Origin of the sequence: Saccharopolyspora sp. NPDC049357, from assembly GCF_040677225.1 — a bacterium.
In the GTDB taxonomy this organism is placed as follows: Bacteria; Actinomycetota; Actinomycetes; order Mycobacteriales; family Pseudonocardiaceae; genus Saccharopolyspora.
Map to the genome: position 1 here is coordinate 113,976 of NZ_JBFAQJ010000008.1, position 20,698 is coordinate 134,673.

18 protein-coding genes are annotated in these 20,698 nt (G+C 69.2%); 11 read left to right on the plus strand and 7 right to left on the minus strand.

The window, feature by feature from the left end; genetic code table 11:
• Nucleotides 1–579 precede the first annotated feature (579 nt).
• Entirely contained in the window at nt 580–1,296 is a 717-nt protein-coding gene (locus tag AB0J91_RS09525) for a GAF and ANTAR domain-containing protein (protein WP_363865910.1), read from the minus strand.
• Between the two features lie 81 nt (nt 1,297–1,377).
• Entirely contained in the window at nt 1,378–2,088 is a 711-nt protein-coding gene (locus tag AB0J91_RS09530) for a GAF and ANTAR domain-containing protein (RefSeq protein WP_363865913.1), read from the minus strand.
• 393 nt (nt 2,089–2,481) lie between these two features.
• Between AB0J91_RS09530 and AB0J91_RS09535 the strand changes: the two genes are divergently transcribed.
• From AB0J91_RS09535 to AB0J91_RS09570, 8 genes are all read left to right on the plus strand, one after another.
• Entirely contained in the window at nt 2,482–3,270 is a 789-nt protein-coding gene (locus AB0J91_RS09535; RefSeq protein ID WP_363865916.1) for a DNA-formamidopyrimidine glycosylase family protein, read from the plus strand.
• A gap of 932 nt (nt 3,271–4,202) precedes the next feature.
• On the plus strand, nt 4,203–5,045 hold the full coding sequence (locus AB0J91_RS09540; protein ID WP_363865918.1) for a hypothetical protein: 843 nt from the start codon (nt 4,203–4,205) through the stop codon (nt 5,043–5,045).
• Between the two features lie 246 nt (nt 5,046–5,291).
• Entirely contained in the window at nt 5,292–5,912 is a 621-nt protein-coding gene (locus tag AB0J91_RS09545; protein ID WP_363865921.1) for a sigma-70 family RNA polymerase sigma factor, read from the plus strand.
• 274 nt (nt 5,913–6,186) lie between these two features.
• On the plus strand, nt 6,187–8,052 hold the full coding sequence (locus AB0J91_RS09550; protein WP_363865924.1) for a helix-turn-helix domain-containing protein: 1,866 nt from the start codon (nt 6,187–6,189) through the stop codon (nt 8,050–8,052).
• Nucleotides 8,053–8,140: 88 nt separating this feature from the next.
• On the plus strand, nt 8,141–9,406 hold the full coding sequence (locus tag AB0J91_RS09555; protein ID WP_363865927.1) for a hydroxymethylglutaryl-CoA reductase, degradative: 1,266 nt from the start codon (nt 8,141–8,143) through the stop codon (nt 9,404–9,406).
• On the plus strand, nt 9,403–10,368 hold the full coding sequence (locus AB0J91_RS09560) for a hydroxymethylglutaryl-CoA lyase (RefSeq protein WP_363865930.1): 966 nt from the start codon (nt 9,403–9,405) through the stop codon (nt 10,366–10,368). The genes AB0J91_RS09555 and AB0J91_RS09560 overlap by 4 nt, the downstream gene beginning before the upstream one ends.
• A complete protein-coding gene (locus tag AB0J91_RS09565) occupies nt 10,368–10,790 on the plus strand; it encodes a hypothetical protein (protein WP_363865933.1) in 423 nt (140 codons plus the stop codon). The genes AB0J91_RS09560 and AB0J91_RS09565 overlap by 1 nt, the downstream gene beginning before the upstream one ends.
• Entirely contained in the window at nt 10,787–12,160 is a 1,374-nt protein-coding gene (locus AB0J91_RS09570; protein ID WP_363865937.1) for a tripartite tricarboxylate transporter permease, read from the plus strand. Before AB0J91_RS09565 ends, AB0J91_RS09570 begins: the two co-directional genes overlap by 4 nt.
• 153 nt (nt 12,161–12,313) lie before the next feature.
• Here AB0J91_RS09570 and AB0J91_RS09575 read toward each other — a convergent pair whose 3' ends face one another.
• Nucleotides 12,314–12,802 (minus strand): hypothetical protein, encoded by a 489-nt coding sequence (locus tag AB0J91_RS09575; protein WP_363865940.1) that lies wholly within the window; start codon nt 12,800–12,802, stop codon nt 12,314–12,316.
• A 741-nt stretch (nt 12,803–13,543) separates the two neighbouring features.
• On the opposite strand from AB0J91_RS09575, the gene AB0J91_RS09580 reads away from it, so the two are divergent.
• The 3 genes from AB0J91_RS09580 to AB0J91_RS09590 all read left to right on the plus strand — a co-directional run bounded on the left by AB0J91_RS09580 (nt 13,544) and on the right by AB0J91_RS09590 (nt 15,731).
• Complete coding sequence (locus tag AB0J91_RS09580) at nt 13,544–13,687, plus strand: hypothetical protein (protein WP_363865943.1); 144 nt, start codon at nt 13,544–13,546, stop codon at nt 13,685–13,687.
• Nucleotides 13,681–14,745 (plus strand): alpha/beta hydrolase, encoded by a 1,065-nt coding sequence (locus tag AB0J91_RS09585; protein WP_363865946.1) that lies wholly within the window; start codon nt 13,681–13,683, stop codon nt 14,743–14,745. Before AB0J91_RS09580 ends, AB0J91_RS09585 begins: the two co-directional genes overlap by 7 nt.
• Before the next feature lie 137 nt (nt 14,746–14,882).
• Nucleotides 14,883–15,731 (plus strand): sulfite exporter TauE/SafE family protein, encoded by an 849-nt coding sequence (locus AB0J91_RS09590; RefSeq protein WP_363865949.1) that lies wholly within the window; start codon nt 14,883–14,885, stop codon nt 15,729–15,731.
• An 88-nt stretch (nt 15,732–15,819) separates the two neighbouring features.
• Here AB0J91_RS09590 and AB0J91_RS09595 read toward each other — a convergent pair whose 3' ends face one another.
• The 4 genes from AB0J91_RS09595 to AB0J91_RS09610 form a co-directional block, all read right to left on the minus strand.
• The gene (locus tag AB0J91_RS09595; protein ID WP_363865952.1) at nt 15,820–17,421 is read right to left on the minus strand and encodes an FAD-dependent oxidoreductase; all 1,602 of its coding nucleotides are present in this window, start codon (nt 17,419–17,421) and stop codon (nt 15,820–15,822) included.
• Between the two features lie 88 nt (nt 17,422–17,509).
• Nucleotides 17,510–18,832, minus strand: coding sequence for an MFS transporter (locus tag AB0J91_RS09600; protein WP_363791581.1), 1,323 nt, complete (start codon nt 18,830–18,832; stop codon nt 17,510–17,512).
• A 49-nt stretch (nt 18,833–18,881) separates the two neighbouring features.
• Nucleotides 18,882–19,427 (minus strand): 3-isopropylmalate dehydratase, encoded by a 546-nt coding sequence (locus AB0J91_RS09605; protein ID WP_363865955.1) that lies wholly within the window; start codon nt 19,425–19,427, stop codon nt 18,882–18,884.
• A complete protein-coding gene (locus AB0J91_RS09610) occupies nt 19,424–20,692 on the minus strand; it encodes an aconitase family protein (RefSeq protein WP_363865958.1) in 1,269 nt (422 codons plus the stop codon). The genes AB0J91_RS09605 and AB0J91_RS09610 overlap by 4 nt, the downstream gene beginning before the upstream one ends.
• Between the last annotated feature and the right edge of the window lie 6 nt (nt 20,693–20,698).

Consider the following 20,698-nt stretch of genomic DNA (forward strand, 5'->3'; position numbering starts at 1 on the left):
GAATCAAGCACATCCACCGGATGCGCATTCCCGGGGATGAACGGGGAATGCAGGTGTCGATGATCGATCCCATCCGCAGCATCCGGACCGCACGAACGTCCTGCAACGCGACTCCCGGAGAGCACGCGCGTCACTCGTACCCCTTTTGATACCTTGCGCACTTCTCCGCCTGGACATAACGTCGGCACAGCAGAGCCCAGCCCCCGCTCTTCGTTCTCTCGAAGGCGGGGGTTTGTTGCGCTTGCCAGGGCCTTGGGCCACTACGCCGGAATTCCGGACCACTTCCGGAATGCCGTCATGATCGCGCGTCGTTGACGCGCACTCGCATGCGCGGTGCACGCCCCCACTGGCCGGGGCCGTGCACCGCTGCCACTGGGGGCGGGGGCAGACCCGAGACGACCGGGTCGAGGGGGCCCAGAGCCTCGGGTCTGCCCCGTGAAACCACCGCTGCGGAATTCCCGCTGCGGTGCACCCCTGACGGCAGTGCCGCCGCTGAGCACGACCCGCTGGTTCACGCGGTTGCGGTGATGCGGGGGCTGATTCTCGTCAGCCAGAGATCGTCGGCGAGCGGTTGCCCGTTCAGCCGGACCTGCGTCGCAGGACATCGGCCGCCACGGTCCGGTCGACCCCGACGCTGCGGGCGAGATCGCTGAGCCTCATCCGGCGCTCCCGGGCGTAGTCACGCAGCAGGGCGAACGCCGCATCGACGTCGATGCCACCTCGCTCCGCCAATACGCCCTTGGCCTGCTCGATCGTCACTCGGCTGTTGAGGGCGCCTTGAAGCTGTTCGATCACCGTCTCGCTGCGCGCCAGCGCGCGCTGCTGCAGGATGCCGATGGTGGCCACATCGGCCAGCGCCTGGCCCAGCCTCTGGTCGTCCTCGGACAGCGAGGTGACTTCGGTGCTGAACAGGCCCAGCGCTCCGACGGTCTTGGCCCTCAGCCGCAATGGCAGCGCGTGGACCGCCCGGATTCCTTGTCGCCGCGCCTCGAAGGCGAACGCCGGCCAACGCCGGCCGTTGCTCTCCAGGTCATCGACGAGAACGGGCTGGCTCGTGTGGAACGCTTCCAGACACGGCCCTCGTTGATCGGTTTCGAGTTGGAACAGCTCGAGCAGGCGGGCCTGTTCGTTCGACGAAGCCAGCAGGCGCAGGTCGCCGTGCTCATCGATGAGCAGCAGTCCTGCCGCTGACACGTGGAGCAGGTCCACGCAGTGCGCGGCCAGCCTGTGGGTGAGATCGATGACGTCGTAGTCGGCCACCAACGTGTCAGCCATCTCCACGAGCGCCTCGGTCAACGCCTGCTCGCGCCGCGGGGGGCGGGTATTCATGGCGACTCTCCTAGATGCGATGCGAACGTGGTGAACACGAATCGACTTCTACTGAGGCACGTCGGTGAAGCGCAGCCTGCGCGCGACGACATCCGCGCCGACCTCGTCCAACGACCGATCGTGCCGATAGGCGTACGCGCGCAGCCTCACGAACGCCTCCTCAATGCTGATCTCCAGTTGCGCCGAGACCATGCCTGTGGCCTGGTGCACGGCGGCGTGGTGCCCGACAGCAATGTCGGTCAACCCATGCCCGTCCCCCTGCGCCTGAGCCTGCAACAGCGCCAGCGTCACCGCCTCGGCAACGACGAGCGCCTCGGTCACCTCGTGCAACGGGCCGGGCTCAGTCCGGTAGCAGTCCATCGCGCCGATGCTGATCGCGCCGAGCTGCAGCGGGAAGGCGAACAGGGCTCGTGCCCGGGTCGTCTCCGCCTCGTGGATGAACATCGGCCACCGCACCTTCGCGTCGCCGTCACCCAAGTCGGGAACCAGCACCGGTTGTCCGTCGGCGAACGCGGACGCGCAGGGACCCTCGCCGAGGTCGAACTGCAGCTCTTCGAGGCGGGCCCCGGTCGAGTCGCTCGCCCCCAGCAAGGCACGCTCCCCGAGGTAGTTACCACCCATCAGTGACAACCCAACTCCATCCACCGGCAGTGCGTCCAGACACGCAGCGCACAACCGCTCCGGCAGCACGTCGAGGTCGGGGGTGTCCTCGACGATGGCGAAAAGACCGTCCGCAAGACGGCCCCGGTCCACGGCCATTTTGGTTTCCGCCCCTCCTGAGCCGTCTGAACACGGCCCGAAGCCGGGTACGGAAACGGATGTCTGGGTCAACGCATCCGACCATGCCAGTACACACTCGAGTGTACTCGTCATGGTCGCGCACCTGGGAAGACCCGCCGCGGATCCGGAGCGAAGTCGTGGCGCGCGATGCCGGCGCGCGGGCCCCGTCCGCCACTGATTCGTCGACCTCCGAAGCCTTCGATCGAGTTTGCGCACTTCGGGTGGCGGGAACGCCGGGGGCAGACGCATGGCTGGAGTGCGGCGATGAGTCAGGCTTGGACGTTCGCGGGCGCGACCGGCCGAGCGGATGGCTCGGGGGCGTTGGAACGACTCCGCACACGCCAGGCGACGACCATCCGTAGGTGACGCGGCATGCCAGAACTCCCAGACGTCGAAGGATTTCGCCGCGTGGTCGCCGACCACGTCACGGGCTCGAGAGCGCGATCGGTGCGCGTGCTCGACACGGGCGTCGTGCACACCTCACCGGCCGACTTCGCACGTGCCCTGGAAGGGCAGGTGTTCGCGGAGCCGAGCAGGTGCGGCAAATGGCTTCGCGTTCCGACCCGCAACCGTTCCGGTTACCCGCAGCTGCTGGCGCATTTCGGCATGACGGGCGCTTTCGTCTGGTCCCCGGGGGAGGAAGCCGATCACCGGCACGACCGCGTCGTCTTCGAGTTCCGCGAAGGTTCGTTGCGGTACCGGGACATGCGCAAGCTCACCGGGCTGTGGCTGGCGACCGAGCGGTCCGAGGTGGCGGAACTGCTCGGCGACCTGGGTCCCGACGCCGCCGGCGTGAGCCGCCGCGACCTTCGCGCGAAGCTGACGCGCACCGCACGCCGGATCAAGCCGGCGCTGATGGACCAGACGGTCGTGGCGGGTCTGGGCAACCTCTGCGTGGACGAGATCCTGTGGCGCGCGCGGCTGGCTCCGACGGTGAGCACCGCCGAGTTGGACACCGCGCAGTGGGCGAGACTGCACGCACGGCTGGGCTCGGTGCTGCGCAGCTCGTCCCGCGTCGGGCACGTCCCCGACCGGCCGTCCTGGCTGACCGGACACCGGGATGAGTCCGACGGCCGGTGCCCGCGGTGTTCGGCACATCTGCAGCGGAGCAAGGTCGGAGGACGCAGCACTGTCTGGTGCCCCCACTGCCAGCCGTCCTGACATCGGGAGGCTCCGCTGTCCGCGCTGAACGCGGCGACGCCGAGGTGATCAGCCCTCGCGCTCGGGGCTTTTCGACCTCCTCGCCCGGCGACACCCTGAACCCGATCTTCCCCTTCTGACCACGCCGGTGTGACGAGCGTCACCCGATGGGCGGTATATGCCAGGATCAGGGAACTGAAGCATGGCGCTGTGCTTCTCAGAAATCGGGGGTGTGGGCGTGGCCGCTGCCTCGACGAGGGGCCGAGACAGCGGCCACGCCCCGAGGAAAACCAGCCGACGCCTCCTCAGTCGGGCGAGGTCTCGCTGAATCGGCTTCGACGAGCTGTGCGCGGGCAGACCCCCGGCGGCCTCTCCGGCAGGAGTCTCGTTCGGCGAAGAGGCCGGACATTGTTACCAGCCGGTAGACAGGACAGGTGATCGACGGGGAGGATCACCACCCGGGCGATTTCTCGTTTCATGCGCGTCCTCAATTGCCTGCCATCCCGACTCGGGACCCTTTCTTTCGTAGCGGAACCGAATGCGGATTGGTCGGTTCAGCATTTTTCTTCAGGTTGTTATCAAGCTCAATTCGAGCTTCCACTCGTGGTGGTGGCGTGAATCACCGATCTCAGCTCTCCCAGCGCGCAAAAAACGTGGCTCCATCCGCTTGACCTGCGACTACCACGCCGCAAAAGGCAACCCCCCACGGTTCCCCTAATAGAAGTTCACAGATTGGGGGGCTGTTTTACCTTTGAGCGCGGAGCACTTCGATCTAGTGTTTTCGAGGCGGAGGGGACATCACGACGACATCGCAGCGCGGGTTCGGATGTGCGGGATGCACGCCGCTGAAGCTCGGTGCGTGAGTTTTCAGCGGGGATTCGTCGAGCAGCGTCGAGATGTCTCCCCTCCGTCTCTCCGGGAATCCGCGCCTGCCGGCCGGGAAGGGAACACCCATGCTCACGATGTATGAGTTCTTGTCCCGCCTCGTCACCGACTCGGGAGCGCGATCGGCCTTCGAGGCCGATCCGCGCGGCTCGTTGGAGCAGGCCGACCTCGGGGAGATGAGCAACACCGAAGTGGTGCAGGCCGCGTCACTGGTGCTCGACCACGCACCGGTCGAGATCGTCGAGCGGTTCGTCCGGGCCGCGCAGTCGGGCCTGGCACGTCTCGGCGGCAACCAGCACGTGGCGCTGACCTACCCCCTGCCGTCCTTCGTGGACGGTGACAACGAGATGGAGCACGAAAGCATGCCTACCCCCGACATCTTCTCCTCCCTGGGCGACGTCGACCAGATGATGCGCTCGTCCGAGGACGGCAGCACGGAGGAAACCACCAACACCACCGAGACCTCCGAGGACACCACCGGCTCGAACAACCCGGTCGGTGCGGGCAACGAGTTCCAGCTCGACGGCCTGGTCGGCGACATCAACGCCGGCGACATCTCGGGCATCACCAACAACGGTGACGTCAACGCGGGCAACGTGGTCGGCAACGGCGTGACCGACGTCGTCGGTGGCGTGACCGACACCGTGGGCGGCGTCGAAGGCGGCGACGTCATGGGCGGTCTCGGTGACATCGCCGGAGCCGGCGACATCACCGGTGGCCTGCAGGACCTCGGCGGCGTGATGCCCGAGGTCGGCGGCGTGATGCCGGAGGTCGGCGACGTCACCAACGCGTTGCCGGTCGAGGGCATGACCGACCTGGCCCCCGCGGGCTCGCTGATGGCGCCGGTGACCGGCGCCGAGAGCCCGGTCGAGGGCACGGCCGGCGACCTGGCCGGAGGCCTGGACTTCTGATCCACCCCTCCCTCCTCGGTTGAGGAGTTCGCCGGCGGGAGGTTCTGCACCCGACAGCAGAACCTCCCACCGGTTTCTGCTTCTTCGAAGAAAACCCGTTCAGCCAGATGCTGACAGTCCACTACGGACGAAAATGGATGTGGCGGCGACCAGTCCACCAGGGACTCGGTTACGAAATCCGTTCATGAGCCACAGAACGGGCAGTTGCGTCTCCACGCGGTCAGCTCTCTTCGGGGGCTGGCTGCGATGTCGGCGGTAACACCACCAGCGGACCGGCCGAACCGGCGTGGCGATCGACGGGCGACGCCCTCGTGGGCGTCCAGAACCGACAGCGCCGTCCTCTTCGACGAGATCGCTGCCGGTGACGACGACGCGATGGCCCAGCTGCACCGACTGCTGTGGGACCACGTGGTCGGGGTGATCGAGTGGACGGTCCAGGATCCGGCGCAGGCCGAAGAGGTCGCGCAGGAGGTGTTCATCGAGGTCTGGCGCACTGCCACCCGGTACCGGCCTGAGCGGGGCAGCGTCCTGACGTGGGTGCTGACGCTGGCCAGGCGCCGTGCCATCGACCGGGTGCGTTCCACCGACGCCGCCAGACGGCGCGAAGCCCGCTACCTCACCGAGGTGTTCGGCAGGCCCTACGACAACGTGGTGGAGGAGTTCCACGCCGCCTGGGAACACCAGCAAGTCCGCCTGCACCTCGACGCCCTGAGCGACCTGCAGCAACAGGCCATCGAACTCGTCTACTACCGCGGCCACACCTCCAGCGAGGCGGCGAAGCTGCTGGGCGTGCCGTGGGCGACGGTGAAAACGCGGCTGCGCGACGCATTGATCCACCTCCGCCGCGGCCTCACCGACGACTCCTGATGAGAACCACGCCCTTCCGGCTCGAACCGGTGCCGCCGCTGAGCGCCGAGCAATCCTCGCGGCCCCCGGCTACGAACCAGTCCGTCATGCGGCGATCTTCGACGTGCCGGTTAGCGAAGTGGCGGTTCGGCAGAGCAGGTTCGGCGTCGCCCGAGCCCCGCCGCGCGAAGCGATGCGCGTCCGGTCCATGTCGGCGTTCACGGTCTCCTGGCTCGCAGGGCTAGCCTTTCCACATGCAATTCGGCTGTGGTTTCGCCTGGGCCCGGGTGGTCGTGTGAGCACCGACCTGCGGGCGTTGACCGAGATGATCATCGCCGACCACCCGGTGACCGAGGGCGAGCTCCGGAGCGCGGCTCGGGGCCTCGACGCGGAGACCACCAGCATTCTGGTGGACGCCCGAGCTCGGCTGGATCGCCTCAGGGCGAGGGACCGGGAGCTGTCGGTGTTGATGTCGAGCCTGCGGGAACTCGCCGAGGTGCGCGACCTGCAACCCCTGCTGCAGAAGCTCGTGGACCGCGCTCACGAGTTGATGGGCACCGACCTCACCTACCTCTCGGAGTACGACGAGGAGACCGACGAGCTGTTCGTCCGGGCGAACAGGGGGGCGTTGTCGGCCAACATGCGGGAACTGCGCGTGCCGGCCGGGGTCGGCCTCGCCAGCCAGGTGGTGCGGACTCGCGCGGCGCAGTGGACCGCGGCGTACGACGTCGGCTCATTCCCGCACGACAGCGAGGTGACCGCGGCGGTCCAGGCCGAGCGGATGCGTTCGATCCTCGGGGTACCGCTGATCGCCTCCGAGCGGGTGCTCGGGGTGCTCTTCGCGGCTGATCGCTCCACGCACGGCTTCGGCACCGAGCAGATCGCGTTGCTCACCGCGTTCGCCAACCAGGGAGCGGTGATCCTGCAGACCGCACGGCTGCTGGCGGCCGAGCGCGAAGCCGCTTCCCGGGCGGAAGCGGCCAGCGCCGAGGCCGAGCGCCGGGCCGCGGCGATGGAAGCCTCGGCCAGCTTGCACGAGCAGTTGACGCGCCTGGTGCTCGCGGGCGAGGGGTCGGATGCGATCGCGCGCGTTCTGGCCGACGCGTTGGAGCGACCGGTGGCGGTCGCCGACCGGGATCTGGGTGCCCTGGCCACCAGCGACGAGGAAGCCGCCGCCTGGTGGACCGGTGGTCGGCTCTCACCCGAGGTGCTGGCGGCCGTGGAGGTCGGTCGGGGCACCGCCCGCTGGGTCGACGTCGGTGACGGCGAGGTCCTGGGACTGGTCGCGGCGATGGCCGGTCGCACGATGCTCGGCGTGCTGCTCGTCGGCGGTGACCCTCTCGACGAGGTGCAGCGCCGGACCATCGAACGCGGTGCCCAGAGCCACGCACTGGTCACCATGCAGAACGACGCCGTCGCCGATGCCGAGGAACGGGTCCGCGGCGAACTCGTCGCCGACCTGGTCTCGGGACGCGACGACTGGACCTCGCTGCGGCGACGTGCCCAGCAGCGCGGAGTCGACCTGGCCGGGCTCTGGACGCCGGTGCTCGCGGTCGGTTGGGAACAACAGCGGTGGAGCCTCGCTCGCGCCCTGACCGGGCGGGACCCGCGCTGGTTGGTCGCCCAGCACGACGCCGGCGTCATCGCCCTGGTGCCGGGGGAGCTGGATCCGCACGACCTCGCGGGTCGCGTGCACGGCAGGCTCGCCGAAGCCGGGGACCGGGGTCTCGTGATCGTCGGCGGAACCCATCCCGCGGAGCAGATCCCCGGCGAGGTCGTCGACGTCACGGCGCTGTCCAGGATGCTGCCCGGCGTCGGGGTGGCCGATGCGGGCGTCGTGGCGCGCGATTACGCGCCGTACCTCGCTCTTTTCGGCGCCAACGGGCACCGTGCCCGCTCCTTCGCCCGAGGGCTGCTCGCGCCGCTGCTCGAATGGGACGCCGACCACCGGAGCGACCTGGTCGCGACCCTGGACGCCTACTTGGCGCAGAACGCGAGCATCACCCGGTCCGCGGAAGTCCTCTTCGTGCACGCCAACACGGTCAAGCAGCGACTGGAGCGGATCACCGAGCTGCTCGGCCCGGAGTGGCGACGGCCGGAGCAGCAGTTCCGGCTCGGCATCGCCGTGCAGCTGCATCGCATGTCCGAAACCGACATGTGAACCGGATCATCCTGGCCGGTTCGGACATGTGCGCCCGGTCACCACTGGGGTTCCCTTGTTTCGTCACCGGTTCAAGGAGGAACTACTCGTGGTCAGCAGAATTCCGGGCTTCCGCAACCTGAGCATCGGCGAGCGGCGCAAGAGCGTCGTCGAGTCGGCGGGAATCGACATCGCCGATCTCGCGGCGTTCGACGCGGACGGCTTCGACGTCGAGGCCGCGAGCCACCTGAGCGAGAACGTGCTCGGCACCTTCGCGCTGCCCATCGGCGTGGCCACCAACTTCACCGTGAACGGCGAGGACGTGCTCGTGCCCATGGTCACCGAGGAGGCCTCCGTGATCGCGGCCGCCAGCAACGGCGCCCGGATCGCGCGCACCCTCGGGGGTTTCCACACCTCCAGCACGGGTTCGATCATGCAGGCCCAGATCCAGCTCGTCGACCTCGTCGACCCGCACGCCGCCCGGCTGCGCCTGCTCGAGGCCCGCACCGAGCTGATGGAGCTCGCCGCCGCCCAGGATCCCAAGCTCGCCGAGGTGGGCGGTGGAGTGCGCGACCTCGTGGTGCGCACGGTGACCTTCGAGGACGAGACGTACGTCGTCGCCCACCTGGTCGTCGACGTCCGCGACGCGATGGGGGCCAACGCGGTCAACACCATGGCCGAGGCGGTCGCCGACCGGGTCGCCGAGGTCGCCCGCGGGCGGGTCGTCCTCCGGATCCTCACCAACAAGGCCGACATGCGGCTGGCCCGAGCGCGCGCCGTCCTCGACGCCGAGACGCTCGGCGGTCCGCTGGTCGTCGACGACGTGGTGCACGCCTACAAGCTCGCCGCGGGCGATCCGTACCGCGCCGCGACCCACAACAAGGGCATCATGAACGGCATCTCCGCGGTCGTGCTGGCCACCGGCAACGACACCCGCGCCGTCGAGGCCGGCGCCCACTCCCACGCGGTCGGAGCCGAGGGCCGCTACACCTCGCTGTCGACCTTCGAGAAGAACGCCGACGGCAACCTCGTCGCCGCGCTGGAACTGCCGATGCCCGTCGGTCTCGTCGGCGGCGCCACGAAGACCCATCCCGGCGCCCGCGCCGCGATCGCTCTCACCGGGGTGTCCTCGGCCGCCGAGCTCGCCGAGCTGATCACCGCCGTCGGACTGGCCCAGAACATCGCGGCGCTGCGGGTGCTCGCCAGCGAAGGCGTCCAGCGCGGCCACATGTCCCTGCACGCCAAGAACATCGCCATCGCGGCCGGTGCAGGTCCCGACGAGATCGCCCCGGTGGTCGCCCAGCTGATCGAGAAGCGGAACTTCGGGCACGCCCAGGCCGAGGCCGTGCTCGCCGAGCTGCGGAGCGGACGATGACGTCGCCCCGCGCACTGGGACTGCCGACCGCCGTCGCCGATCCCGCGCTCCCCTCGCAGGTCCGGATCTACGAGGTCGGTCCGAGGGACGGGCTGCAGGCCGAGAAGGCGGTCGTGCCCGTGGAGGTGAAGGCCGAGCTCGTGCGCAGGCTCGTGGCCGCCGGGCTGACGAGCGTCGAACTCACCAGCTTCGTCTCGCCCAGGAGGATCCCGCAGCTCGCCGACGCCCGAGAGCTGGTGGAGCGCGTGGACCTCGACTCCGGCGTCCGGCACCCGGTTCTGGTGCCCAACGCCCGCGGTCTCGACGACGCGCTGGCCGCCGGGGTCCGGGAGATCGCGGTCTTCGCCAGCGTCACCGAGTCGTTCTCCCGCGCCAACATGGGCGCCGCGCGGGACGAGGTGGCCGCCGCCCAAGCGGCGGTGACCCGTGAAGCCCTCGCCGCCGGAGTCGCTGTGCGCGGCTACCTCTCGATGGTCTTCGGCGACCCGTGGGAGGGGCCGGTCCCGGTCGCCGAGGTCGTGTCGGCCTCCGTCGCGCTGATGGAGACCGGCGTGTCGTCGATCTCGCTCGGCGACACCATCGGCGTGGCCACCCCCGGGCACGTGCGGTCCGTCATCCGGGCGCTCGTCGACGCCGGCATCGAGCTGGAGCGGATCGCGTTGCACGCCCACGACACGTACGGGCAGGCGCTGGCCAACGTGTACGCGGCGCTGCTCGAAGGCGTCACCGAGTTCGACGCGTCGGCCGGTGGGGTCGGCGGTTGCCCGTTCGCGCTCAGCGCCACGGGAAACCTGGCCACCGAGGACCTCGTCTGGATGCTCACCGGGCTGGGCGTGGAGACCGGTGTCGACCTGGAGGCGCTGACCGCGACCAGCACGTGGCTCGCCGGGCACCTAGGCAAGCCCGCCGCCTCGCGAGTCGCCAACGCGCTCAGCCACTTTGATCGAACGGAGCAACACTGATGTCACGACTCATCGAGGTCTGGGGTGACACCGTCGACACCAGGCACATGGGCATGTCCATCGCGCTGGGCGCCGGGATCGCGGCCCCGACCTTCCTGCTCGGCAGGGCCTTCTTCACCTCGACCGTGGCCGACACGACCCTGGCCGAGTCCTACGCGCTGCTGCTCGGCCTCGTGGCCTGCCTCGTCGCCGCGGTGATCGCAGCCCGGTTGTTCAAGCCGAAGCGGATCGTCCGGGAGAACTCGGCGATCACCGAGAGCAGGCGCGAGGCGCTCGAGGTCATCGCCGCCGACGGAGGCGAGTGGACCGACCCCGCCGAGCTCTCCGCCGAGGTGCGGGAGGAGCTTCGCCTGCTCGGTCTGTACGACGTGCTCGTCGAGGCCCACGAGGAAGCCCAGCGGAGACAGGAGGTCCACCCGTGATCGAAGCGTTCCTGTGGGCCCTGAGCATGGGCCTCGTCGGTGCGATCGTCTTCGCCGCGATCGGCCTGGTGTCGGGCACGGACGAAACCGCGGTGGTGGCACCGCTGACGCTGTTGGTGGTGCTGCTCGGGGTCCCGCCGGCCGGGGTGTTCAGCTTCTTCCTGGCCGCGGTGGTCGCCAAGCACATCACCCACGCCATCCCCACGACGCTGCTCGGCATCCCCGGCGACACGATGACCGTGCCGCTGCTGGGCGACGCGCAGCAGCTCCGCGAGCTCGGGGTGCCGCACATCGCGCTGCGCAAGGCCATCTCGGGCGGCGTGATCGCTGCGTTCATCTCCGTGCCGCTGGCGGTGCTCTTCGCCTGGATCCTCTCCCCGGTCGCCGACGAGATCGGCGAGCTCGCGCCCTGGATCTTCGCCGGTGCCGCGATCCTGATCGCGCTCACCTCGAAGGGGCGCTGGGCAGCGGTGGGTGCGCTGTTCCCGTTCGTGCTGCTGATCGTCGGGATCAACCAGTTCGTGACCACCCAGCTCGGTCACTCGCTCAGCATCAGCTTCTTCCTCGGCATCGCGACCGGTCCGCTGGTGGCGGACCTGTTCCTGGCGCTCTCCCCCACCGGCCGCAAGGCCCTGCACCGGGACGGGCCGACCGAGTTCGCGCTGGCACCGGACGTGCGGACGTGGAGCGGTCGGATGCCGAACCCGTTGAAGGTGCTCGACCGCAGGCAAACGGCCTACACCTCCGGGGCCGCGGTCATCTCGAGCGCCACCTTCGTCTTCTCACCGGTGGCGATGACGGTGCTCATGGGTGAGGTGGTCGGTGCCCGGATCAAGAACGGCTACCACAAGCTCACCACGAAGATGGCGGTGCGGAACGGCACCACGGAGTCGACCTACATCGCCGAGACGATGATCCCGCTGATCGCGCTCGGCCTGCCGCTGTCCCCGATGGCAGCGGGCCCGGCGGCCCCGCTGTTCAACGCACCGCCCGTCTACACCGTCGACACCGGGACGGGGCAGACCCACAACCTGCACGACCTGCTCTCAACCTGGGAGTTCCTGGTCTTCGGCCTGCTGGCGGTGACGATCGCCTGCCTGATCGCGTACCCGTTCGCGATGACCAACGCCCACCGGGCGGCCTCGTGGGTGCTGAAGAACGTCTCGCACGAGGCGATCATCGGGGCGTTCGCAGGTCTGATCCTGGTGATCTGCCTCTACGAGGGCGGACTGCTCGCCGTGCTGGTGACGCTGACGGTCGGCCTCATCGGCGGCCTGATGAACCGGATGTTCGGGGTGCACTCGGGCGTGCAGTTCATGGGCTACTACGCGGCCGTGCTGACCGTGCCCGCGATCATCGCGCTCGGCTGATCCCGGTTCACGGAGTTCCCGGCCTCGGACAAGTCGTCCAGGCCGGGAACGCTGAACGACATCGCAGAACCAGTCTTCTCGATCTCCGTCTCTGGGAGACCCTTGCGTCGTCGTATCGGTGTCAGCGCGATACGCCACTGCTCCATCGATTGATCAGGGGTGTTCAGTGCTGCCACAAGCGATGTCGCCTTCCGTCCCGCTGGATTGGCGCCACGCCACGTCGCTGCACTGGGATTCCAGCGACCCTTCGTCGCTCTCACTTCCCGATCCCGAGTCGGGCACTTCAGTCGATGTCGGCGCGCTGCCCGACTCGACACCACTGCACTCGTCGTAGGTCTGCCCCGCACACGAGCCGATTCCCGGATCGTCATCGGAAACGTCGAAATACCCTTCACCCACGCTGTTTCGACAGTGCCAACCCGTGGATTCGTCCATCCAGCGGCAATTGTCGTAGGAGTTCGAAGACGTGGATTCGGCGCCGAAGCTACCGCTGTCCGATTCGGACTCCGTGCCACTGCTGGGATCTTGTTGAATCGGCAGCGGTGCAGGTGGCACTGGAACCGTGACAGTGACCGGTGGCGGTGGCGATGGCGGACCGGGCAGCACTGACGGAATGGCCGAACACCCGCTGAGCATGAGCACCAGTGCTCCCAACATGGCAGCCGCGAAACGAGCAGGCATGGCAATCCCCCGAAAAGTCCCGATCAGCCCGGTCTTGCATCGGTCCACGAACGCCGTGCCCCAGGCACGTCGGCCCAGAAGGGGACTGAATCGACCTGGACGTGTCCCTACAGCCCTTCGCCTTCGTGAATTCGCCGCTAGCCGGTCGCCGCGCCGACCCGGAACGGCAACACCCACGTTTGCACCACCATGGTGCAAGGTGACAGGGACCAAAGCCCCGACCTCTTCGCATGACGGGGCCGGAGATCATTCTCCCGCTGTTCGCTCTCCGCGGTGGGACGGAACCGCCGTCGGGGGTCGGTGGTGATCGCGCGCGGCGGCCACCAGGGACGTTGCCTCCTCGGATCGCGGGGTGTCGAGGTGCTCGCGTGGTGTCGCCGATTCGACGAGGCGCCGGGCGTGCAGCAGGTGCACTTCGTCGGCGAGCGCGGACACGCCGTGAAGTCGTGGCTGAAGTTGGTTTTCACTCCGCACTGACCTCATCGCGTGTACCAACAGAAGGGCGTTCGTCACTCATCGGAGTCAATCGGCTCCAAACCTGAAGAGGGTGTTAATTCGAACGAGCGAGAAGTTTGAACTCGCCATCACTGTTGGTTACATTCGAAGGAAGAGAATCACGGTTTGGTCACGGCGCATCGTCCAGTCGGCAGTCGCCCTGCGCGGCGGTTGTGGCCGGATCTGCCCCCGACACGGAAGGCGCACGTGAGCGAACTACACAACGCGGGCCGCCCCTCCCCCGGGCCCGCATTCGACACCAGCCTGACCTGCCGCGTTGGCAGCACCACCCGCGGATCGGACGAGCCGCACGCCGCCACCCCCGACTCGGCGAGCGTGCGCCAGTGGTGATCAGCCCGCCCTGGACCGCGCAGGCGCCGGTCGGCGCGCGGATCCGGATGACGCTGCGACGCGTGCGCGGTTCGCTGTCCGGCCTCGCCCTCCGGACCACCGGAGGCGCTTCCGCGCCGGCCCCGGCCGCGGACGCGCGAGAGGCCATCACCGACGTCGACGTGGCGGCTTCGCCCGCCGGTGCGGCGGTCCCAGTGACGGCCGCCGACGGTATCCCGCTCCACGTCGAGGTCGACGGCGATCCGGGCGCGGCGGTGACGGTGGTGCTCTGCCACGGATACCTGGCGGACAACAACTTCTGGCACTTCCAGCGCACGTCGCTCGGCCGCGACGCCCGAGTGGTCTCCTACGACCACCGGGGTCACGGCCGGTCCGAGGTGGGCGGGATCGACGGGCTCAACCTCGACCAACTCGGCAGCGACTTGGCCGCGGTGCTCGACCAGGCCGTTCCGCAGGGTCCGGTCGTGCTGGTCGGGCACTCGATGGGCGGCATGGCGGTCCTGGCGCTCGCCGAGCAACGACCCGAGCTCTTCGGCGACCGCGTGGTCGGGGTCGGGTTGGTGACGACAGCGGCAGCGCCGGTCAACGGGCGGGCGGTGCTGCCACCCGAGGCGGCCAACATCGTGCTGGCCGTCATCGACCGGCTGCGGCTCACCTCGGTCTCCTGCCGGGCCCTCAGAAGCGCTGCCCTCGCGGTGGCGCGAGCCTTCTCGTTCGCTTCCCGGGTACCGCCCTCGGTGGTCGACTTCGTCCTCCAGCTGACCCGGTCGAATCCCGTCCACGCGTTGGTGGCGCTCATCCCCCATTTCCTGACGCTCGACAAGCGCGCGGCACTGCCCGTGCTGGGCAACGTGGCCACGCTCGTGGTCGGGGCCGAGCACGACGTGACCATCCCGCCGGAGCACAGCGCCGCGATCGCCAGCGAGATACCGGGCGCCCGGCTCGCGATGATCCCGAACGCGGGCCACATGGTCCCGCTCGAACACCCCGCGATCATCGACGAACTCCTCCACCAGCTCATCTCCCGCGCCACCTCGCTACGCGTCAGCCCCGCCTGAGGCTCGGAACTCCCCAGCACGCGGCGACTTCAGACCCGGCAGGCCGTGCACACCGGTACTGCGCGCTTCCGCGACGACCGCACGTACCAGCCGTCCCGGCCCTCCACAGCGATATCGGCAGGGCATAGTGTTGCGCCGTGACTGCGGCCGGCGAAGGCGACCACAGCCAGGCGCGGACCGCGGCCGGCACCGAGGACGCACGAGTCAAGAAATCGCTGACATGGGCGTTCACGACCGGCGCGGGGATCGGCGTGCTTGGCGGGATGATCGGGCTGGGCGGTGCGGAATTCCGCCTGCCGCTGTTGATCGGCGTATTCGGATTCCTCGCTCTGCAGGCAGTGATCCTCAACAAGGCGATGAGCCTGATCGTGGTCCTCACCGCGCTGCCCGCCCGCTTGCTGTCGGTGCCCTACTCGGATATCGCAGCCCAGTGGTCAGTGATCGTGAACCTCCTCGGCGGCACGCTCATCGGTGCATGGGCAGGGGCCACCTGGGCGACGAAAATGCGATCGGCCACGCTCTACCGCGTGCTGGCAGCACTGCTCGTCCTGATCGCAGTGGCCCTGGCATGGAGCCACTTCGGCGGGACAGGGTCACTCGAGCTGTCGCCTGCGACCCGTACGGTCACGGGAATCGTCGCCGGTCTGGCGATCGGGGTCGTCGCCGCACTGATGGGAGTAGCGGGCGGCGAGCTGCTGATCCCGGCGATCGTCCTGCTGTTCGCGGTCGACATCAAGACCGCAGGAAGCCTCTCGCTGGCGGTCTCCCTCCCCACGATGCTGGTCGCCTTCGCCCGATACAGCCGCGACGAGAGCTTCCGCGTGCTCCGCGGCAACGGGAGGTTCCTGGCCGCCATGTCAGCCGGATCGATCACCGGCACCGTGCTCGGCGGATTGCTGCTCGGCGCCGTACCCGAAATCGTGCTGATCCCGCTGCTGGTCGGCTTGCTGCTGCTGTCCTCGGTCAAGGTCTGGCGACACCAGTGACGACATCTCACCCCGCGCCCGCGGATGTTCGAAACAAGAGCTCGACGGCGAGAGGGGGAATCAGCGACACGTCCGGCATCGGAGCTGTTCAGAGGTGGGTTCTTCGGTTTCGGCCGCAGGCGTGTCCGGCCGCTCGGTAGGCGTAGGTGTAGTTGCGGGCGTTGGCGAGACCCGTCACGTACCCGCGCAGCTCGCGGGTCGCGGCGGCGTTGCCCGTCGCGTAGAGGCCACCGACCGGGGATCCGTCACGCCGGAGCACGCGGGCGTCCCGGTCGATCCACAGTCCGAGCGTGCCCATGCCGAACCCGACCAAGGACAGGTCGAGGGCGTAGAACGGCGGGGTTCGCAGCGCGCCGAGGCACGGGTTCGGCCCGTGCTCGGCGTCGCCGTATGTCCGTCGCACGAACGGCCGGGTCCCCCGCCCGAACTCGGGGTCCTCGCCGCGGTCCGCCGCGCCGTTGAACTCGGCGACGGTGCGGCGCAGGCCTTCGGGGTCGATGCCCGCCGCCGCGGCCAACTCGGCCAAGCTGTCCGCTCGGAGGATCGAGTCGGGCCAGCGCTCCCCCGCCGAATGCGGCCCCAGGCGGTAGCGCGCGCGGAACTCGTCGTCGACGACGAACCAGCACGGCACGTTCGACCACCGGCGCAGACGGGGGTCGAAGCGGCGCAGGGCGCTGATCAACGCGCCGTAGTAGCTCTCGTCGCCGAACCTGCGCCCGTCGCGGTTGACGATCATGGAATGCGGAAGTCCGAGATGTGCCAGCAGCGGCCGCACGAGGGGAACGTCCGTACCGGGGTGGACCTCCCCCGGGAATCCGTACCCGACGCTGAAGAACGGGTCGGCGCCGCGAACCAGGCCCGCACCTGCTTGCTCCGCGAGCGCGATCGAGTCGCCGTCGACGACGGGTGGGGCGCTCTCGACGAGTGCCGGCACGTCCTCCAGTGCCGCCGCGTGCGGTGAACCGCCGTAGCCGCCTGCGGCGATCAACACCCCGCGGCGGGTCCTGACCCGGGTTCGGCCGGACGGCCCGTCCAGCACCGCGCCGACGACGTCTGAGCCCTCGACCAGGAGCTCCCGCACCCTGGACTCGAGCAGGCACTCCACCCCGCGACGCACGAGCGCCTCCCTCGCGAAGGCGCCGACCAGGCCCATGCCGTGCGTCAGTCGGTCGCCGTTCGACTCCTCGCGCGCAGCCGAATACGTCTCGGTCCGGCTCACACCGATCTCGTAGTAGGGCCCCTGCCGCAGGTGCGGGCGCCACGCGCCCAGGTCGCGGCCGTCGACGACGCATTCGAGCAGCCGCCCTTCGGCCGTCGAGCCGGGCGCCGGGTGGTAGAGGTCCGCTGCGCCCGGAATCACCCGGAGCGGAACACCGGCCGCGGCGAACCACGCCGTCGCCTCCCGCGCGTCGTGCAGGTACGCGCGCCGGGCGGCCCGCTCCACCGGTCGTTCACCCTGGACGTGGTCCAAATAGGACTCGACGGTGTCCAGGGTGTCGCGCGGGTCCGACGCCAGCGGGTCCCCGCCCACCCAGACGAACCCGCCGCTGTACGCCGCGACGCCGCCGACCACGTCGGATCGCTCGGCCACGAGGACCTCGCCGCCGAGGTCGGCGGCCCGCAGCGCGGCGGCGAGACCACCGAGCCCGCCGCCGACGCAGAGGAAGTCGACCTCCCTGGTTCCGGTCATCTCGGCGACTCGGAGCTGTCGCCGACCGGTGCGGAGCAGCGCGAATCGGGCATGGTCGACCTCCTGCGGTGCGTTCGGACGGGGACGGTCAGACGGGCAAGCGATCCCTGCCGGTCTCGCGCAGGGTCAGCACGGTGATCAGACCGACGACCGCCACCCCCATGACCCAGAAGGCGGGTGCCATCGGGTTTCCCGTGCTCTGCACCAGCTGTGCGGCGATGTAGGGAGCGGTGCCGCCGGCGATGATCGTGCCGAGGTTGAAGCCGAGGGCCACGCCGGTGTACCGCACCTGCCGCGGGAACAGCTCGGTGAACTGGGGGAAGGCCGGGACCTGCGCGAACCCGTTGAACGACATGTAGACGACGTAGACGAGCCCGACGACGAGGATGCTCGACGTCGCGCCGAGGATCGCGAAGGACGGCCACGCGATGACCAGGTACCCGACGTAGGCGGTGATCAGCACGGGCCGCCGCCCGAACCGGTCCGAGAGCGCACCCGCGATCGGGTAGGTGACGCAGGCGAGCCCGATCCCGATGGCCGAGGTCCAGTACACGGATTGCTTGTCGAAGCCGAGGTCGTTGATCAGGTACACGTTGAAGTAGGTCAGCCCGATGTAGCCGCTGCCGTTCATGGCGATCGCGATGCCGATGACCCGCAGGATGGAGGCCGGGTGCTGCTTGACGACCTGCAGCAGCGGACTGCGCACCACCTCTCGCTTGTCGGCCATCTCCGCGAACTCGGCGGTGTCCTCCAGCCGAACCCGCACCCACAGGCAGAGGATCGCCAGCGGGATGGAGACCAGGAACGGAATCCGCCAACCCCACGCCGTCATCTGCTCAGCCGTGGTCAAGGTGCTGACCAGGCCGACGACGGCCGCGGACACCGCGAACCCGAGGGTCGAGCCGAGCGCCGTGACCGAGCCGTAGAGCCCGCGGCGCTTGACCGGTGCCGACTCGGCGACGTAGGTCGCGGCGCCACCGATCTCGCCGCCGGCCGAGAAGCCCTGCGCCAGGCGGATCAGCACCAGCAGCACCGGGGCGAGGACGCCGACCGCGGAATAGGTCGGCAGGAGGCCGAGCAAGCCGCAGCAGATTCCCATCGCCACGACCGTCACGACGAGCGCCTGCCGACGACCGCGGCGGTCGCCGAGCCGGCCGAAGAACCAGCCTCCGACGGGTCTCATGACGTAGGCCGATCCGAAGACCGCCAGCGTGAGCAGCAGTGATACGGCCGGCTGGCCGCTGGGGAAGAACAGGGGACCGATGGTGACCGCGAGGAAGGCGTAGACGCTGAAGTCGTAGTACTCGATCAGCGTGCCGACACCTCCCGCCGCAGCGGCGCGTCGGGCCATCGCCGGCGAGGCTCCGGTGGTGGCGGGCACGGCGGCGGCTGGTGGGGCCGTCTCAGACATGGTGCTGACTCCTGATCGTCGTTGACCGGGTCGGGGGACGTGGGGCGAATCAGTGCTGGTGGCTGGGATTGCGGGCGTGCTCGGCCAGCAGGAGCTTGAGCGAGCCGCCGGCTTCGATCACGCGGCGCACGCGGGTGCTGGGCGGATCGCCGCGCAACTCGGTGCCGTCGCCGAGGCCGACCACGGCCGCTCGCCAGTCGACCTGCACGGCGTCACCGGTGGTGACCGCGGCGCTGATGCCGGGCACCGTCAGCAGCGGCATGCCGTTGTGGGTCTCTCCCCTCCAGAACCCCGGGGAGAAGGACTCGGCCAGCACCGCGGCGATGCCCAGATCGCGAAGGGCCACCATCGGCGGGTAGTGCGGGTGGCCGTAGCCGAAGTTGCGGCCGCCGACGATGACGTCGCCGGGCCGGACGCGGTCGGCGAAGGCGGGGTCGTAGGCCTGCATGACCTTGCCGCGCAGGAAATCCGCGTCGTAGGACTTGATGTTCTCGACTCCGATCACCAGGTCGATGTCGAAGTCGTCGCCGAACACCCAGGCCACGTGCCCGCGGATGAGGTCCGGCGGCGGCGGGTAGTCGCGGGCGGCGCTCATGATCGCGTCACCTCCCCGGCCGACGCGATCGTGCCGGTCACCGCGCTGGCCGCCACCGTGTACGCCGATCCCATGTAGATGTTCGCGTCGGTGCTGCCCATGCGGCCGGAGATGTTGAGGACGCCGGTGGAGATGCAGTTCTCGTCCGGTTGCAGCGGTTTCTGGTAGCCGAAGCAGAAGTCGCAGCTGGAGCGGGCGATGTGCGCGCCGGCCGCGCGCAGCACGTCGAGCAGCCCTTCGTCCTCCGCCTGCCGGTGCACCGCGTCCGAGGTCGGGACCACGTTGAGCTCGACCCCCGGGGCGACCTTCCTCCCGTCGAGGATGAGAGCGGCGGCCCGGATGTCCTCGATCCGCCCGCTGGCGCAGGAACCGATGAACGCCTTGGTGACCGGCGTTCCGTTCAACTCGACGACCTCACGGGTGTTGGCCGAGCGAGCTGATCCGGGCAGCACGACCTGCGGGCTCAGCGCGGACAGGTCGATGGTGTGCACCGCGGCGTAGTCGGCACCCGGATCCGGCATCTGGGGCGTGAAATCCGTCGCGGCGACCCGCCGCGCGTAGGCGAGCGCGGCATCGTCGGGCTCGAACACCGCCGAGACCGCGCCGGTGAACATCGCCATTCCGCACAGGCCCTGCCTGCGGTCGATCGACATCGCCCGCGCGCCTGGGCCGGCGAACTCCATCACCTGATGCGCGCACCCGTCGGCCCCGAACTCGCCGATGATGTGGTGCACCAGGTCCCGGCTGTCGACGCCCGGGGCGAACTCACCGGTCAGCTCGAACCTCGTGGTCCGGGGGACGTCGAGGTAGATCTGCCCGGAGACCCAGGCCTCCAGCAGGTCCCGGCGCACGCCCCAGCCCAGCGCGCCGAAGGCGCCCGCTCCGGAGATGTGGCCGTCGAAGTGGATCAGGAAGTTGCCGGGCACGGCGTAGCCGAGCTCGGCCATCACCTGGTGGCCGATGCCGCGGGCCTCGTGCAGCTCGATGCCGTAGAACGCGCACCAGTCGCGGGTGACCTGGTGAACCTCCTGCTCCTTCTCGGTGCCCTTGGTCAGCATGTGGTCGATGAAGACCACGTAGCGCTCCGACTCCGCCAGAGTGCGGATGCCGAAGTCGTCGTGCATCTGCCGGAACATCACATCGGTGTAGCCGGGGAAGTCGTAGGCGATCATGTAGTCCGGGCGCACGGGCAGGTTGTCGCCCGCCTTGACCACGTCAACGCCCGCGGCCCTGGCCAGGATCTTCTCGGTGATCGTGCTCGCCACAGCGCC